We start from the raw sequence: 16,151 nt of genomic DNA on the forward strand, positions 1-16,151 counted from the left end.
CTCTTGAGATCATGACGAGCCGTCGGCCGCCTGAGGGCGGTCGGCTGCTCGCGTCATTGCCTTGCTCCAGGAAGACCGATCGCGCGTTGGAAATCGCCGCGTTCTTGTGTCGAAGGCAACGTGCTGACTGGCAAGCGGCTGCGCCGTCAATTCTGGGGCGGGGAAGGATCAACGCTGGGATGTAGGGGACTGGGTGGTGCGCCGCAGGCTAGCCCTGGGTTCCAGGGTTGACGACACATCCTCGCCCCAGCACCCGCAGCAACGATAGGACCTACGCCTCTGAAGGTCGGGCCACAATTTGCTTCGTGACAAGTCGTAGCAGCAGCTTTGACAGCATGCAGCGTGGGTAGAACGAAGATGCCCTGATCCCCGCTTTCCCGAGAGCGGGCATTGACCAGAATAGAGCCCAATGCATTGTCCGTGGTGGCGGTGGGGCTTGTTGCGATCGCCCCACCCACGCACTGCCGCCTCGATCCTATTCGCCAAATTTGATGATGGCGCCGCCGTCCATGACCAGATGCGCTCCGGTGGCGTACGAACTGTCCTCTGATGCCAGGAACATGACGGCCTTTGTAATTTCGATGGGCTTTGCAATGCGTCCCAGCGGAATGGTCTGCTTGAGGGCCGCCATCAGCTCCTTGACGTCGTCTTGCATCGTCATGGGCGTTTCTACAGCGCCCGGACAGATGGAGTTGACCCTGATGCCCAGCGGCGCCCATTCCTGTGCCGCCAGTTCGGTCATGCCCCTTACTGCGAACTTCGACGCCGAGTAAGCAACGCCGCCTTTCGAGGTCTTGATGCCCGCGATGGAGGCAATGTTGACCACTGAAGGGCTTCTTCCTCTCTTCAGCAACTCGAACGTGTGCGTGAGTCCCAAGAAGACGGAGACCTGGTTGATGTCGACCACTTTCATGTAGGTCTCCAGGCTCATCTTGCCGATAGGCTGCTGGATGGCGACGCCTGCGTTGTTGACCAAGACGTCCAGCCTTCCGTAGGCCTCATCGATCAGCGCGACTAGGCTCTTCCAGTCTTCTTCTTTGGTCACGTCCTGCCTGACGAACCGAGCCCTGCCGTCCAGTTCGATCTCCAACTGCTTGCCTTCGTCCTCGGAAATATCCGTGAAGAATACGAAAGCACCTTCTCTCACAAACTCCTGGACGTGGGCCCTTCCCATGCCTCTCGACGCTCCGGTGACGACGACTACTTTGTCCTTGAACCTATCCATTGCACACCTGCCTTTCAGTGGTTGTTGAAGTGTTCTCGAGGGAGTGGCCTGGTCACCCTGCTCTCGTCAAGCGAAAAACAGCGGACCGATCATGCAAGAACGCTGCTCGCAATACAGGATTCCGTGTCCGTACTCGGCTCGGACGTACCGCATCTGCGCGACTTGCCCATCACGTACTACTTCATGCCCACCTCCGGCAGGAGCACAGAGAGACGCGAGCTCCGCATCTCGGAGCTCGAGAAGCTGATGGAGCAGACCGACCATCGCGCACCCAAGACGAAACAGATGGCGCGTGGCAAGCCCCTCACTACGCCGGCGCTCATCTGGAGCCCGGCTCATTGCGGGAACTTGGCTGTTCCTGCCGATGCCCTTGAATGGAGCTATGAACTGCGGGCAAATCTAGTTCCAACGTTTTGCATAGCGCACTTGCAGAAAGTTCTCGCCGGGGTTGGGTCTTTCAATGCGTGCGTTGGAGTAATGCGCGATACGCAACGTCAGCTCGCTTGTCCCGTCCACCCCTATGTGGCGTCCTATCCCAGCATGGGTGCCGAAGTTGAAGGTCGTGCTGAAGCGCTTCTTCTCTGGGTGGTACTTGGGAAAGATAGCGTTTGCACCGGTTCCGAAATCGACGAACCAGCGATCGCCCCACGCGGCCGGATGGAATCTGAAAGCTGGTGTCAGGCCAACAACGGTGCTGTCCTCGCGCTTCGTCATCCATCGTCCCACCTCGACCTGCCACTGGCCTGACAGTCGGCCACTGTTGAAGGTCTTGCTCCAGTTCCAATCCTTGTGTAACCCGAGGGATAGCGCATTGCTTCCTTCCGAGTAGCCGATCTGCGAGAAGACTGCCGTCGCGGGCTCTTCTGCCATGGCGACGCTTCCCAGACATAAGGCCAGCACGCCGAGGAACACGCGCGCCATTGAGTGAGTCGAGGCGCGATGGGGGCGGATCATGGTCATGTTCAGTTCCATTTCTCGGAGTACTTACAGTGCGGAACGACGTATCGCTTTCCGTCGCACCCGATAGCCGAAGTGCGCCGTGACAACTACTTTCATGAGGTACGGATTGGCTGTCGTTCCGGCGCATGCCCCTTGGCGAAGAGACGGGATATCATCGCGGCATGGATCAGCTGCGCGTCCGCCGACATGGGCAGCGACGCGCTCAGCAACACGCTTAGCGTCGGCCCGCCCAAGACGAGGCCGAGGAACTGCGACGCGCTTTCTTCCGGCGCCGGAACATGCAACTCGCCTTTCCGGTCGGCCTCGCTCAACACCTGGCAAATGACGTTGCGGTAGGGCAGGACGATCTCTTCCCAAAAGGTCCGCCCCGCATGCGGGGCGGAAGGCATCGGCACGATCAACATGCGATAGAAGCCTCGCGTCTGCGGCTGCAGCGCAAGGCCCAGCAGCCGGGTTGCGATGGCGTTCAACTGCGCTTCCGCACCCAGAGTGGACGTGGGCACCAGATCCTTCGATGAAGGAAACTCGCGCAGGAGATGCGCTATCGCCGCCACGTACAAGTCATGCTTGCATCCGAACTTCGCGTAGACCGTTGCCTTGGTCACGCCCGCGACCGACGCGATTTGGTCGACGCTCGCGCCATCGAAACCAAGGCGGGTGAACTGGCGGCACGCCGCTTCAAGCACTGCCGCCGACGTCCCCCGATCCCTGTAGTTTCCGCGACGGCGACCTTCGCTGGGTCTCGTGTCGTTCATGCTCGCCCCTCCACCCGCTAAGCACAGTCCACCGCCCGCAATCGGCGGGCCTGTCCACGAAGCAATCCGGCGGCGACGCCGGACCCGGCGTCATCCCGCGGAGCATCAGGCCTCGCCCTCTCTTCCCGGCTGATCATGCGTCTGACGCTTGAACACGCGCTGCACGATGACAAAGAACAGGGGGATGAAGAACACGCCCAACAACGTGCCGACGATCATTCCGCCAAGCACGCCGGTACCGATGGCTTGCTGTGCGCCGGAACCGGCACCAGAGGCGATGGCCAGCGGCAGCACGCCCAAACCGAAGGCCAGCGACGTCATGATGATCGGACGCAGGCGGTCGCGCACCGCATGCATCGTCGCCTCGATCAGGCCGGTGCCCTTCTCAAGGTTTTCCTTGGCGAACTCCACGATCAGGATCGCGTTCTTCGACGTCAGTCCCACCGTGGTAAGCATGGCCACCTGGAAGTAGATGTCGCGCTCCATGCCGCGGAACGTGTTGGCCAGCACCGCACCCAGGATGCCCAGCGGCGCCACCAACAGCACGGCCGTCGGCACGGTCCAGCTCTCGTAGAGCGCGGCCAGGCACAGGAACACGATCAACAGCGACAAGGTGTACAGCAGCGGCGTTTGAGAGCCTGCCTGCCGCTCCTGGTAGGACAGCGCCGTCCACTCGATCTCGAAGCCCGGGGGCAGCGCACTGGCGATGCGCTCGATCTCGTTCATGGCATCGCCGGACGCCACGCCCGGGGCAGGCTCGCCCTGGATTTCCATCGCCGACACGCCGTTGTAACGCTCCAGGCGCGGCGAACCGTAATCCCAGCGCGTGCTGGCGAATGCACTGAATGGCACCATCTCGCCCTTGGCATTCTTCACCGACCACGCCTGGAAGTCCTCGGGCGCCATGCGGAAGTCCGCATCCGACTGCAGGTAGACGCGCTTGACCCGGCCACGATCGATGAAGTCATCGATGTAACGGCTGCCCCACGCGGTCGACAGGGTGCTGTTGATCGCGCCGATCGACAAGCCGAGTGCGCTGGCGCGCGCAACGTCCACGTCCACGCGCAACTGCGGCGTGTCTTCCTGGCCGTTCGGGCGCACGTTCGCCAGCAGCCCGCTTTGGCCGGCCGCGCCGAGCAACTGGTTGCGTGCCGCCAGCAAGGCCTCGTGACCCTGACTGCCGGCGTCCTTCAGGAAGAAGGTATAGCCCGAACCGATGCCCAGTTCCGGCATCGCCGGCGGCGGGAACGCGAAGATGAAGGCGTCCTTGATCTGGCCCAGCGCCATCATCGCGCGGCCGGTCACCGGACCGACGCCCTGGTCAGGGTTGCGCTCCTTCCAGTCCTTGAGCTTGACGAAGGCCATGCCCGCGTTCTGGCCCATGCCCGCGAAGCTGAAGCCATGCACCGAGAACACCGATTCGATCGCATCGGCCTCGTTCTCCATGAAGTGGCGTTCCAGCTTGTCGATCGCCTCCAGCGTGCGCTCCTGGGTGGCACCCACCGGCGTCTGCACCAGCGCCATCAGCACGCCCTGGTCCTCGTTGGGGAGGAACGCGGTGGGCAAGCGAATGAAGAGAACGCCCATCACCGCGAACAGCACGGCGGTAATGCCCATGAAGCGCCACGGCCGCGCGATGATGCCGCGCACGCCGCGCTGGTAATGACCGCTCGAACGCTCGAACCCACGGTTGAACCAACCGAAGAAGCGGCCCATCGGCCCGCGCGCGACATGGTGCTCACCCTTCTTCAGCGGTTTGAGCACCGTAGCGCATAGCGCCGGCGTCAGCACGATCGCCACCAGCACCGACAACGCCATCGCCGACACGATGGTCGCCGAGAACTGCCGGTAGATGACGCCGGTCGCCCCGCTCATGAAGGCCATGGGCACGAAAACCGCCGACAGCACCAGGCCGATGCCGACCAGCGCGCCGGTGATCTGATCCATGGACTTGCGAGTGGCCTCGCGGGGCGACAGTCCTTCCTCGGACATGATGCGCTCGACGTTCTCCACCACCACGATGGCGTCGTCGACCAGCAGGCCGATCGCCAGCACCATCGCGAACATGGTCAGCATGTTGATCGAGAAACCCAGTGCGGCGAGCACGCCGAACGTACCCAGCAGCACGACCGGTACCGCGATGGTCGGGATCAGTGTTGCACGGAAGTTCTGCAGGAACAGGTACATCACCAGGAACACCAGCACGATCGCCTCGACCAGGGTCTTGACCACGCCCTTGATCGATACGCGCACGAAGGGGGTGGTGTCGTAGGGCAACACGGCCTCCAGTCCGGCGGGGAAGTTGGCCTTCATGTCCTCCAGCGCCGCGCTGACGCCTTCGGCCGTTGCAAGCGCATTGGCGCCCGTCGCCAGGGTGATCGCGATGCCGGTGGAAGGCTTGCCGTTGTAACGGGTGGAGAACTCATAGCTTTCCGCGCCCAGTTCCACGCGCGCCACGTCGCGCAGGCGCAGTTCGCTGCCGTCGACGTTGGAACGCAGCAGGATGTTGCGGAACTGTTCCGGCGTCTGCAGGCGATCCTGTGCATTGATCGTGGCGTTGAGCTGCTGCCCCTTGACCGACGGTGCGCCGCCCAGCTGACCGATCGCCACTTGCGCGTTCTGCGCCGTGATCGCGGCGGCGACCTCATCGACGGACAGCTGGTAGGTGTGCAGCTTGTTGGGGTCCAGCCAGATGCGCATGGCGTACTTGCCGCCGAACACCTGAATGTTGCCCACGCCGGACACGCGACTGAGTGGGTCGACGACGTTCGACCCCACGTAGTCGGCGATGTCGGTGGCGTTCATGCTGCCATCCTTCGACACGAAACCGATGACCTGCAGGAATCCGCTGCCGGCCTTGGCGACGTTGACACCCTGCTGCTGCACCACTTGCGGCAGCAAGGGCATGGCCAACTGCAGCTTGTTCTGCACCTGCACCTGCGCGATGTCGGGATCGGTGCCGCTCTGGAAGGTCAGTTTGATCGTGGCCATGCCGTTGGCCGAACTATTGGACGAGAAGTAGATCAGACCGTCCAGGCCCTTCATGTTCTGCTCGATGATCTGCGTCACCGAGTCTTCCACGACCTTGGCTGAAGCGCCGGGATAGGTCGCCTGGATCTCGACCGACGGCGGTGCGACCTCCGGATACATCGAGATGGGAAGCTGGAACACGGCCAGGGCGCCGGCCAGCATGATGATGATGGCGATCACCCACGCGAAGATGGGTCGATCAATGAAGTAGCGCGCCATGAAATTCTCCGCTTACTGCTGGGCGGCAGCGGGGGCCGGAGCCGCCGGCTTGGCGGGGGCCGCCCCTGCTTCGGTGGCCTCCACGGGCATGCCCGGCTGGATCTTCTGCAGGCCTTCGACGACCACGCGGTCGCCGACACTCAGCCCTTCCTCGACCAGCCACTTGTCGCCCACGGTCCGGCTGACCTTGACCGGCCGCACTTCGATCTTGCTGTCCTTGCCGACCACCATCGCGCTGGTATTGCCCTTGGGGTCGCGGGCGATACCCTGCATCGGCACCAAGATCGCGTTGTCGCGCACACCGCCACCGACCACGGCGCGGACGTACATGCCCGGCATCAGGACGTGTTCGGGATTGGCCACTTTCACCCGCAACGCGTAGCTGCCCGTGGTCGGATCGACGCTGACTTCCGAGAACTCCAGCGCGCCCTTGTGCGCAAACTCGCTACCATCATCGAGCAGGATGGTCACCGGCAGCCCCTGGTTGTCCTGCAGCCGTCCATTGGCGAGGTCACGCCGCATCTGCAGCAACTCGCTGGCGGACTGGGTGAGATCCACGTAGATCGGATCCAGCTGCTGGACGGTCGCCAGCGCCTCGGCCTGGCCCGCGTTGACCAGTGCACCCTGCGTCACGGTGGACTTGCCGACGCGCCCGCTGATGGGCGCGGTGATGCGCGCATACCCCAGCGTGACGTTGGCCGCATCCAGCGACGCGCGGGCGGCACCTACATCCGCTTCGGCCTGCTTGAGGGTAGCGATCGCGGTCTCGTTGTCCTGGGTACTGACCGCCTGGACCTTGGCCAGTTCGCCGATCCGGCGAGTGCTCAAGCGTGCCGCGTGCAGCGTCGCCTCGGCGCGCGCCAACTGCGCACGGGCGCTGTTGGCCTGCGCGCGGTAGCTGGCGTCATCCAACTGGTAGAGGGCCTGCCCGGCCACGACCTGGCCGCCTTCCGAGAACAGCCGCTTGGCGACGATACCGTTGACCTGCGGGCGTACCTCCGCGATGAGGAAGGCATTGGTACGACCAGGCAGCTCATGGGTAAGGCCAACCCGCTCAGCCTTGAGTGTCGCTACCGTGACGTGGCCTCCCCCCGGAGGCGCGGCAGGCGCACCGTCACCGCAAGCGGACAGGGTCAGAGCGATGGTCAGGGACAGTGCAAGCAGCGAGGGGGCGTGTCGGAGCATGGCAGTGAGGACTTGAGTTGGAGCGAAGGAGGCAGACCTGTCGCTGGGCCTCGCGGGATCGAACAGACGAGACTCATGGGACGAGGTAACGGAGGCCAAACCGGACCAGGGCGATAGCGCACGGGCGAACGCACCAGCCGGATGCTGACCAAGGCCAATATACATACATTCATGTTTGTTTGTAAAGTAGTGGCGCTCCCCGTGCTGCACCCTGAAAATGGACCGCGTATGGCAAGAAAGACAAAAGAAGACACGCTGGCCACGCGCGAGGGCCTTCTGGACGCAGCCAAGGCCTGTTTCCATGAGTACGGCGTCGCCAGCACTACCCTGGCGATGATTGGCGCGCGCGCCGGCTACACGCGGGGCGCGGTCTACTGGCACTTCAAGAACAAGACCGAAGTACTCGAAGCAATGATCAGCAGGGAGCGGGTGCCCTTCGTTCAACGCCTGCGCCGCACCTCCTCCTCCAGGCGCAACACGCCGGTGCTGGACCTGCGCTCAGCCCTGTTGGTGTCGTTCCAAGAACTGGCCGAGGACGAACGGTTGCGTAGCATGATGGAGCTCATGCTGCGCAACGACATGTCGGCAGAAAGTCACGCCATGCAGGAGCTCCAGCGCGACAGCACGCGTGAAGAACTTGATGTCATCGGGTTGGCATTCGGGCGCGCCCGCGAACTGGGTCAGCTTCGTGACGGCGTGGAGGTGTCTACCGTCTCGCGTATCGTGCACGCCTGTATCACGGGCGTTCTCTACAGCGCGACGCTGGAACCCGACTTGTTCGACCTGAAGCGCGATGGCATGGAGGCCCTGGACGCCGTCTTCAGTGCATACGTCAATCCGGGCGTATTCAAGCTCGGCGCCCCAGCGCAGCCCCTGCCTACCCAGGATGACGATTGATCACGTTCGACTTCCCAGCCACGTAAAACGCTGTTGGCGCCACTCCGTTCAACGCAAGCATCCAGCACCACGACCCCATGCCTTCCGCGATCCAACGGAGATACATCGGTAGCGCGTAGCTCAACAACGGCCATAGCCGCCATTAGTTCACTGCACGACCATCTTCCCAGCGAGGAATGCGTCGCAGCCTGGCAAGATGGAATATGGCCCAGGGGATCGCCACGACGATCGCAATCAGTGCACCGTAGCGCAGCGATTCGATCCCGGCGCTCGGCTTCAATGCATCACTCAGCATGCCGATCGCCAGAGGGCCTGCGCCCAACCCGATGATCGAGGCCGCCATGATCGCTGCCGCCGCTGCCGTGGCTCGCTGCGACGCATGCACCGATGTCTGCATGTGCGCCAGGATCAAGCCCGAAGGAGCTGACAGCAGGAAGCCGGAGATCGCCGCCAGCGCATATCCGATGGCCGCGTTGGGGGCAGCGTACAGGCTCAACACCGCAATTCCGCCCACCGCGATGCAGGCCATCGCAACTGACAATCGCTTGCGATCCTGGTCCACGAACTTTTGCATGGCGTAGGCGCCAACCAGCGCACCGGCCAGCGTGCCTCCGGCCTGCAGGAACCCCAGAGCCACGCCGACCTCGACCCGTGCTACGCCGAAACTCCGCTCGAAGAAGGCGGGCAGCCACTGCACATGCCCGAACATCAGGAAGGCGATCGCGCCCTGTGCGAACGGCAGGTGTCTGAAGTGGGGATTGGCCAGCAGTTGCTTCAGCGGTTGCGACGACACGGCCTGCGCGTCACCGGGCGTGCCCCGTATGATCTGCCGCGGCAGCATCATGAAGATCACGGCGCCCAGGATCATCCCCGGGATCAGCATCACCATGAACGTGAGCCGCCACCCCAGTGCCGCTTCGAACAGCGCGCCGCCGGCGAACGCCAGCAACAATCCGATGCTGCCCCCCGACGAGAGAATCGCGAGCGCCAGCGTTCGTTGGCGCGGCGCATACAGATCGGACACGACGGCCTGTGCCGTGGGCAGCACCCCGGCCTCGCCGGCTCCTACGCCGAATCGCGCGGCCGCCAGGTGCCAGAAACTGGTTGCCGCACCGGTAATCGCGGTCATCGCCGACCACACACCGATGGATCCGACCATCACGGCGCGCCGGTATCCCTTGTCAGCAAGCCGCGAGATGGGCAGCCCCAACAACACGTAGAACACGACGAAGGCTAGCCCGGTCAGCAGACCGATCTGGCTATCGGAAAGACCAAACTCAAGCTTGATCGGCTGAATCAGGACCGCAAGCAGGTACCGATCGACGTAACTCAGGGAAATGGTCGCGGTAAGCACGACCAGTAGCCATGCCCTTCTTGAGTCCGATACGCCGGCTGTTACCCCAAGCGTACCGTCCGCATTGCCGTCTGCCGTGCTCAATTGAGTTTCCACTCCACAGAGATTCCATACGTCCTGGGTGCGGCGGGCACCAGGGTGTCACCGTAGGCCTGCTGGGACAGCGACGTCAGGTACTTCTCGTCCCCCAGGTTCTTCCCCCACAAGCGCACGCTCCACGCACTGTCCGCCGGCTGAAAGGCGACGGATGCATTGAACAGCGAGAAAGATGCCTGCGGCGTCTCGTTCTGCGGATCGAAGAAGTAGCCATCGTTGTATGCATAGCTGGCGGCCAGCGTCAGGTCACCGACACTCATCGGAATCACGTAATCGGCGCCGAGAGAAACAGCAACGTCCGGCGTATGAATGGTGTCGCGCCCGCTGGCATCGCCAACATACGCGCCCAGCGTCTGGTGGTCATCGCGCAGGTAGAAGGATGCGCCCGGATACCGGCCGTACTCGCCCTTGAGAAACGTCGCCGCCATGCGAATGGTCAGGTAGTCCACCGGCACAAGCAGGGCTTCCAGATCCAAGCCATAGGTCCTGGCACTGGCGGCATTGTTCAGCCGGATGCCACCCAGGACCTGGCTCTGTACCTGCACGTCCTTGAAGTCGTTGTAGAACACCGAGGCGTTGAACCGGAGGTGCCTGTCAGGGAACTCGCTCTTCAGGCCGATCTCGTAGGTATCCAGCGTCTCCGGCAACGCAGGGGCATCCAGGTACGAAACCGCACTGTAGACGCCGCTCTTAAAGCCTCTGCTCGCCGCCGCAAAACCCATGATATTGGGCGTGAAACGGTGATCGAGGGAAAGACGCCACGTTGCCTTGCTGAAATCCTTTTCCTGCGCGCCAACCGTGGCCGGGGCCAGCACGCCATTGCGGTAGTCGCGACCTTCGATGTCCCGCGTATCCTGCGTATACCGCAGACCGGTGGTCAATTGAGTGGCGTCAGTCAGATTGAACGATGCCTGTCCGAAGATCGCGTACGACTCAGCCCCCATCTCCGAATACCTGTCCACCCGGAACGGTAGCCCGGAGCCATACAGGCTGATGGGGCCATAGCCGGCCTTGTTGTTGAAGTAGTAGCCGCCCAAGATCCAGTTGAAGCGAGCGTCCTCAGGCGAGAGTAGTTGGAACTCCTGGCTCCAGGACTCGGCATACTCGTGCGCAAGCGCGCTAACGACCTGGGCTGGACCTCCGTCCTGGTCGAACAGCATTCTCGTCGTGGCATCCCGGTAGCTGGTGATGCTGACGAACTTGAACGCATCGAACGCATGGCGAACCTGGATGTTGGCGCCCGTCTGCTCGCTCTTGATGTTGACATCGTTGCTGAGCGAGACATCGTAGTAGCCGTAGAACGGTGTTGAACCAGCGAAGAGCGGCGGACCGCTCGTCAGGATGCGATCCTCGTAAGGTCGGAAGGCAGGCGCCGTGTTTGGCTCGACATCGCTGTAGTCGACCGTGAATCGCACCTCCGTGTCCGGCGACACATCGACGATCCACTTCGATCGGACCGAGAGATCGGAACCCTTGTGCACGTCGTTACCCGTATTGATGTTCTTGCCCCAGCCTTCGCCCTGGTCACGCGCAAAGATCGAAAAATCAGCGCGGACGCTCGGCGAAATGGCACCCGCCAGATACAGGCCACCCTCGACGGTGTCGTAGTTCCCGTAGCCGAGCCTGGCCTCGGCGGTGAACTCCTCCGTGGGGTCCCGCGTCACGATCTGAATCACGCCAGATGTCGCGTTCCTGCCAAACAAGGTGCCTTGGGGGCCCTTGAGTACCTCAATCCGCTCGACGCCTGCTAGTTCGAAGAGCCCCGCCGTCAACGTCGGCACGTACACGCCGTCGATATAGAGGGGCACAGCCGATTCTTCGCCGGGTGCCGTGCTCTTGTTGCCAATACCGCGGATGAATGGTGCGATCGCACCGTTCTGCCGACCAAGATCGAGCCCAGGGACCGCCATTGCCAAGTCGTTGGTACTCGTCACGCCCATCTTTGCCAGTGTCTCGGCACTTACGGCAGTGATCGCGATGGGGACGTCCTGAATGCGCTCTTCGCGCCGCTGGGCGGTGACCACGATCTGGTCGAGATTGGTCGCGGATACTTCTTTCTGCTCAGGGCCCTCCTGAGCATTGGCGACAGATGAAAGGGCAAGCAGAATCGAAGAAACGAGAATCCCACGGACCAACGGGTGGCTACATTGCGACATTTCTTACCCCTCCCAGAGTAGAAGCGATCGACTGGCTATAATTTACACTGATATCAATTAAATCACTTTCTGTCAACGCACTTTTTCGGCTTCAAATAAAGGTCGCGTGGCACCTACACGCGATCTAAAAGAGTGCCTACTAATAGAAAAATGACACCCATGAAAAAAGCAGCACATCGAGATATGTTTCAGATGAAACCTATTCCGATATGCTGCTGTGCTCCGGGCACCATCTACGTCAGCTCTGGCCGCTTGAAGACCTTGACCACGCTTGAGAAGTCGAGCGCGCCGTTACCTGCGTTGCTGTTGAGCGCATACAGGTTCCTGGCCAGCTCTCCCAGGGGAATGGTCGCTCCCGTGCCTGCCGCCGCCTCAGCCGCGAGGTTGAGATCCTTGAGCATCAAGTCATTCCCGAATCCGCCGGTGTAGCCACGGGACGCCGGTGCGTTCTCCAGTACGCCGGGCCATGGATTGCAGACCTCGGTGGCCCAACTCCGGCTGGTGCTCACCGCCATCATCTGGGACAGCACTTTCGGATCCAAGCCGTGGGCTGCACCCAGCGCGATCGCCTCGCCGGTGACCGCCATGATCACGCCCAGTGCCATGTTGTTGCACAGCTTGGCCACCTGGCCGGCGCCGGCATCGCCCATGTGGAAGATGTTCTTGCCCATCGCCTGCAGGATCGGCCGCGCGCGCTCCAGCGCAGCGCCGTCACCGCCGACGATGAAGGTCAAAGTACCCGCCGCTGCACCCGCCGTGCCGCCGGACACCGGTGCATCGATCAACTGCAGCCCGCGTTCCGCAGCGGCGCCGGCCACCTTCTTGGCGGATGCCGTTGCGATGGTGCTGCAGTCGATGATCAGGGCACCGGCCGGAATCGCCGCAAGCAGACCGTCCGTGCCCAAATAGAGCGCCTCGACATGCCGGCTGGCGGGCAGCATCGAGATCACTACCTCCGCCGCTTCCACGGCGTCCATGGCGCTGCCTGCCGCTCGCGCGCCGGCGGCAACCGCAGCTTCCACTGCAGCGGGCACCAGATCGAACACGCGGAGCTCGTGGCCGGACTTCAGCAGGTTGGCGGCCATCGGACCGCCCATGTTGCCCAGACCGATGAAGGCGATACGGCTCATGCGTGCGCTCCTGTGGTTCGGCCGAGGTCAGCCAGCGGGTGTTGGTCTTCCGGCCAAGGGGCGTGGAAGAACGTCGCGGCCCACGTGCGGTCGGCCTGACGAAGGTGGGACGGGTTCCATTGGGGATTCCGGTCCTTGTCGATCAGCAGGGCGCGGATGCCCTCGGCAAAGTCGCCATGCGCTGCGCAGTGCAGCGCGACCGTGTATTCCAGGCGAAACACGTCAGCCAGCGAGAGCGAAAGCGTCCTGCGCTGGAGTTCGTGCCCCAGGCGCGCCGAGCCGGGCGAGCCTGCCGCCAAGGTTGCCTTCGCGGTCTGCAGCCAGGGATCCTGATGCTCGATGGCAGCGACAGCACTGACGACATCGGCCAGTTCGTCATGCGCGCAGAGCGAGGCGATCAGTTCGGCATGTTGCTGCAGCGGACCTGCAACTGTCTCCGGTCCGAACCCCTGTAGCAGTGCGCTGAGCTGGCGATGGTTGTCCTCGGCGCGATCGCTCCACACCGTGTCGCAGGCTGCCGCCATGACATCCGCACGCTGCGTCTCCGCGATGAGATGGTCGGCCATGCCCGCGTACAGTGCATCGCCCGCTGACAGCGGCGCGCCTGTCAGTGCAAGGAACAGTCCGGCACGCGCGGGCACCCGGTTCAACACCCAGCTGCCACCCACATCGGGGAACAGGCCGACGGTGATCTCGGGGAAGGCGAGTCTGGAGCGTTCACTGACCACCCGATGGCTGGCACCCGCCATCAGACCTATGCCACCGCCCATCACGATCCCATGACCCCAGCACAGGATGGGCTTGGGATACGTATGGATCCGGTAGTCCAGTCGGTACTCGGTCTCGAAAAATGCCTCCGCATGGACATTGCCACGCGGATCCAGAAAGGGATCGCCCGACCAACCACCACGCACCTGATAGTCCAGCATGCCCCGGTAAAGACCCTGAAGATCGCCGCCCGCGCAGAAAGCTTTCTCGCCCGCCCCTTGCAGCACGACAACGGCAATGGCTTCGTCCTTGGCCCAGGCGACCAACTTTTCGTCCAGCAGGCGCGCCATATCCAGCGACAGGCCATTGAGCGCCCGCGGCGCATTCAGTGTGGCGATGCCGATGCGCCTGCCTCGGCGCGCAGCTCGCTCCTCGAACAGCACCGGCGCTTCAATGAGGATGTCGTTCATGCGTTCTTCCATGCCGGCGCGCGCTTCTCGAGGAAGGCATTGACGCCTTCGGCCTGGTCGGCGGTATCGAACAGGTCCACGAACAGCTCGCGCTCGGCGATCAGGCCCGCCGTCGCCGGCTGGCTGCGCGTCACCTGCACCAGCGTCTTGCAGGCCGCGACGCTGGTCGGCGACTGCTTGGCCGCCTTGGCCGCCCATTCCAGCGCCTTTGACTTCGCCTCGCCCTTGCCGACGACCTCTTCCACAACGCCTATGTGCAGCGCGGTCGCCGCGTCGATGCGCTCGCCCAGCAGGATCATCCGCTTGGCCCATCCTTCACCGGCGAGTCGCGTCAGGTTCTGCGTGCCGCCGGCGCAGGGCAGCAGGCCCACCGTCGCCTCCGGCAGCGCCAACTGCGCATGCTCTTCGGCGATGCGCAGATCGCAGGCCAGCGCGCACTCCAGGCCGCCTCCCATGGCATAGCCGTTAATCGCAGCGATCGAGACGCCACGGAATGCCGCCAGCGCCTCGAACGCCTCGCCGAAGCGGCGTGCGGCCTCGCGCGCGAGCGCCTTGTCGCCACTGGCGAACTGCTTGAGATCGGCACCGGCGGAGAAGAACTTCTCGCCCTCGCCTGTGACCACGAGCGCATAGATCTCACGGTCCGCATTGAGCTCGGCGACCAGGTCGCGCAGCGCGGCCAGGCTGTGGACCGTCCAGGTATTGGCGGGAGGGTTGGCCAGCGTCAGCACCGCGGCGTGTCCGTCCACGTCAAGCGTCAGTCCGGTCCAGGCGTGGCTTCGGTAGTCGCTCATCTCAATTCCTCTTCGGTATTCAGCAGGTGCCGCGCGACGATCACGCGCATGATCTCGTTGGTGCCTTCCAGAATCTGGTGCACACGGCTGTCGCGGAGCAGACGCTCCACCGGATACTCGCGGATGTAGCCATAGCCACCATGCAGCTGCAGCGCATCGTTGCAGACCGAGAAGCCTGCGTCGGTCGCGAAGCGCTTGGCCATCGCACACCAGACGGTCGCGTCCGCGCATCCTGCATCCAGCTTGCGGGCACCGGTATGCACCATCTGGCGTGCGGCGACCAACTGCGTCGCCATGTCCGCCAGCTTGAACTGCAGCGCCTGGAATTCGCTAAGCGCCTTGCCGAACTGCCTCCGCTCGCGCATGTAGGTTCTGGCGGCATTGAGCGCTCCCTGCGCTGCGCCAAGCGAACAGGCTGCGATGTTCAGACGACCGCCATCCAATCCTTTCATGGCGATCTTGAAGCCCTCCCCTTCCACACCGAGCAGATGGTCCGCCGGTACGCGTACGCCCGAAAAGCCTATCGCGCGCGTGGGCTGGCTGTTCCAGCCCATTTTCTCTTCCTTCTTGCCGTACTCGATGCCGGGCAGATCAGCCGGAACCGCGAAGGCGCTGATTCCGCCAGGCCCTTCGCCGCCTGTCCTGCAGATCACGATAAGCATGTCGGTGGCGCCAGCGCCCGAGATGAACGCCTTGGAACCATCAAGGACGTAATGGTCGCCATCACGGATAGCACGCATGCGCAGCGACGCCGCATCGGATCCCGCACCGGGCTCGGTGAGGCAGTACGAGCCAAGCTTCTCGCCGAGGGCCATAGGTGCGGCCCATGCATCGCGCACCCGTGGGCTTGCCCATGTAGCCAGCATCCACGTCGCCATGTTGTGGATGCTGATGTAGGCCACCGTCGATGGATCTGCCGCAGCGAGTTCTTCGAAGATCACCGCCGCGTCCAGTCGCGACAGCCCAATGCCACCGCACACCTCCGGCGTGTAGATGCCGCAGAATCCTAGCTCACCTGCCTTGCTGATGGCCTCACGGGGAAAGATGCCTTCGGCATCCCAATGCGCGGCATGGGGAGCCAGCTCGGCCGCGGCAAAGTCCCGCGCGGCTTCGCGGAACGCCGCCTGCTCCTCGGTTAGGGACGTGGGATCCATGGACGTATCCGTTGGCGG

12 protein-coding genes are annotated in these 16,151 nt (G+C 63.2%); 1 reads left to right on the forward strand and 11 read right to left on the reverse strand.

The genetic code is table 11. The annotated features are described in order from the left end of the window. Window positions 1-475: 475 nt before the first annotated feature. From CSC62_RS08670 to CSC62_RS08690, 5 genes are all read right to left on the reverse strand, one after another. Window positions 476-1,225 (reverse strand): SDR family NAD(P)-dependent oxidoreductase, encoded by a 750-nt coding sequence (locus CSC62_RS08670; protein WP_162405783.1) that lies wholly within the window; start codon window positions 1,223-1,225, stop codon window positions 476-478. Window positions 1,226-1,624: 399 nt separating this feature from the next. Then, window positions 1,625-2,185: an acyloxyacyl hydrolase gene (locus tag CSC62_RS08675; protein ID WP_162405784.1), complete on the reverse strand. Its 561-nt coding sequence runs from the start codon at window positions 2,183-2,185 to the stop codon at window positions 1,625-1,627. 92 nt (window positions 2,186-2,277) lie between these two features. Next, complete coding sequence (locus CSC62_RS08680; protein WP_162405785.1) at window positions 2,278-2,940, reverse strand: TetR/AcrR family transcriptional regulator; 663 nt, start codon at window positions 2,938-2,940, stop codon at window positions 2,278-2,280. Window positions 2,941-3,045: 105 nt separating this feature from the next. Further along, complete coding sequence (gene smeE, locus CSC62_RS08685) at window positions 3,046-6,189, reverse strand: multidrug efflux RND transporter permease subunit SmeE (protein WP_162405786.1); 3,144 nt, start codon at window positions 6,187-6,189, stop codon at window positions 3,046-3,048. 12 nt (window positions 6,190-6,201) lie between these two features. After that, window positions 6,202-7,374, reverse strand: a complete 1,173-nt coding sequence (locus tag CSC62_RS08690; RefSeq protein ID WP_162405787.1) for an efflux RND transporter periplasmic adaptor subunit — start codon at window positions 7,372-7,374, stop codon at window positions 6,202-6,204. A gap of 141 nt (window positions 7,375-7,515) precedes the next feature. Here CSC62_RS08690 and CSC62_RS08695 point away from each other — a divergent pair, with 141 nt between their 5' ends. Beyond that, window positions 7,516-8,271, forward strand: a complete 756-nt coding sequence (locus tag CSC62_RS08695) for a TetR family transcriptional regulator (protein ID WP_281353295.1) — start codon at window positions 7,516-7,518, stop codon at window positions 8,269-8,271. A gap of 142 nt (window positions 8,272-8,413) precedes the next feature. Here CSC62_RS08695 and CSC62_RS08700 read toward each other — a convergent pair whose 3' ends face one another. From CSC62_RS08700 to CSC62_RS08725, 6 genes are all read right to left on the reverse strand, one after another. Next, window positions 8,414-9,709 (reverse strand): MFS transporter, encoded by a 1,296-nt coding sequence (locus CSC62_RS08700; protein ID WP_162405788.1) that lies wholly within the window; start codon window positions 9,707-9,709, stop codon window positions 8,414-8,416. After that, window positions 9,706-11,877, reverse strand: coding sequence for a TonB-dependent receptor (locus CSC62_RS08705; protein ID WP_162405789.1), 2,172 nt, complete (start codon window positions 11,875-11,877; stop codon window positions 9,706-9,708). The genes CSC62_RS08700 and CSC62_RS08705 overlap by 4 nt, the downstream gene beginning before the upstream one ends. A 233-nt stretch (window positions 11,878-12,110) precedes the next feature. Beyond that, on the reverse strand, window positions 12,111-13,007 hold the full coding sequence (gene mmsB / locus CSC62_RS08710; RefSeq protein WP_162405790.1) for a 3-hydroxyisobutyrate dehydrogenase: 897 nt from the start codon (window positions 13,005-13,007) through the stop codon (window positions 12,111-12,113). Then, on the reverse strand, window positions 13,004-14,185 hold the full coding sequence (locus tag CSC62_RS08715) for an enoyl-CoA hydratase/isomerase family protein (RefSeq protein ID WP_162405791.1): 1,182 nt from the start codon (window positions 14,183-14,185) through the stop codon (window positions 13,004-13,006). Before CSC62_RS08715 ends, mmsB begins: the two co-directional genes overlap by 4 nt. Then, window positions 14,182-14,979: an enoyl-CoA hydratase gene (locus tag CSC62_RS08720; protein WP_162405792.1), complete on the reverse strand. Its 798-nt coding sequence runs from the start codon at window positions 14,977-14,979 to the stop codon at window positions 14,182-14,184. Before CSC62_RS08720 ends, CSC62_RS08715 begins: the two co-directional genes overlap by 4 nt. Continuing rightward, on the reverse strand, window positions 14,976-16,133 hold the full coding sequence (locus CSC62_RS08725) for an acyl-CoA dehydrogenase family protein (protein WP_162405793.1): 1,158 nt from the start codon (window positions 16,131-16,133) through the stop codon (window positions 14,976-14,978). Before CSC62_RS08725 ends, CSC62_RS08720 begins: the two co-directional genes overlap by 4 nt. Window positions 16,134-16,151 lie beyond the last annotated feature (18 nt).

Origin of the sequence: Pseudoxanthomonas jiangsuensis (assembly GCF_010093185.1) — a bacterium.
GTDB classification, from domain to species: Bacteria; Pseudomonadota; Gammaproteobacteria; order Xanthomonadales; family Xanthomonadaceae; genus Pseudoxanthomonas; species Pseudoxanthomonas jiangsuensis.

What these genes read in the sequence shown, in the direction of transcription:
- CSC62_RS08670 (WP_162405783.1), bottom strand. Translation starts at nt 1,225, where the DNA reads ATGGATAGGTTCAAGGACAAAGTAGTCGTCGTCACCGGAGCGTCGAGA.
- CSC62_RS08675 (WP_162405784.1), bottom strand. Translation starts at nt 2,185, where the DNA reads ATGACCATGATCCGCCCCCATCGCGCCTCGACTCACTCAATGGCGCGC.
- CSC62_RS08680 (WP_162405785.1), bottom strand. Translation starts at nt 2,940, where the DNA reads ATGAACGACACGAGACCCAGCGAAGGTCGCCGTCGCGGAAACTACAGG.
- smeE (WP_162405786.1), bottom strand. Translation starts at nt 6,189, where the DNA reads ATGGCGCGCTACTTCATTGATCGACCCATCTTCGCGTGGGTGATCGCC.
- CSC62_RS08690 (WP_162405787.1), bottom strand. Translation starts at nt 7,374, where the DNA reads ATGCTCCGACACGCCCCCTCGCTGCTTGCACTGTCCCTGACCATCGCT.
- CSC62_RS08695 (WP_281353295.1), top strand. Translation starts at nt 7,516, where the DNA reads ATGCTGACCAAGGCCAATATACATACATTCATGTTTGTTTGTAAAGTA.
- CSC62_RS08705 (WP_162405789.1), bottom strand. Translation starts at nt 11,877, where the DNA reads ATGTCGCAATGTAGCCACCCGTTGGTCCGTGGGATTCTCGTTTCTTCG.
- mmsB (WP_162405790.1), bottom strand. Translation starts at nt 13,007, where the DNA reads ATGAGCCGTATCGCCTTCATCGGTCTGGGCAACATGGGCGGTCCGATG.
- CSC62_RS08715 (WP_162405791.1), bottom strand. Translation starts at nt 14,185, where the DNA reads ATGAACGACATCCTCATTGAAGCGCCGGTGCTGTTCGAGGAGCGAGCT.
- CSC62_RS08720 (WP_162405792.1), bottom strand. Translation starts at nt 14,979, where the DNA reads ATGAGCGACTACCGAAGCCACGCCTGGACCGGACTGACGCTTGACGTG.
- CSC62_RS08725 (WP_162405793.1), bottom strand. Translation starts at nt 16,133, where the DNA reads ATGGATCCCACGTCCCTAACCGAGGAGCAGGCGGCGTTCCGCGAAGCC.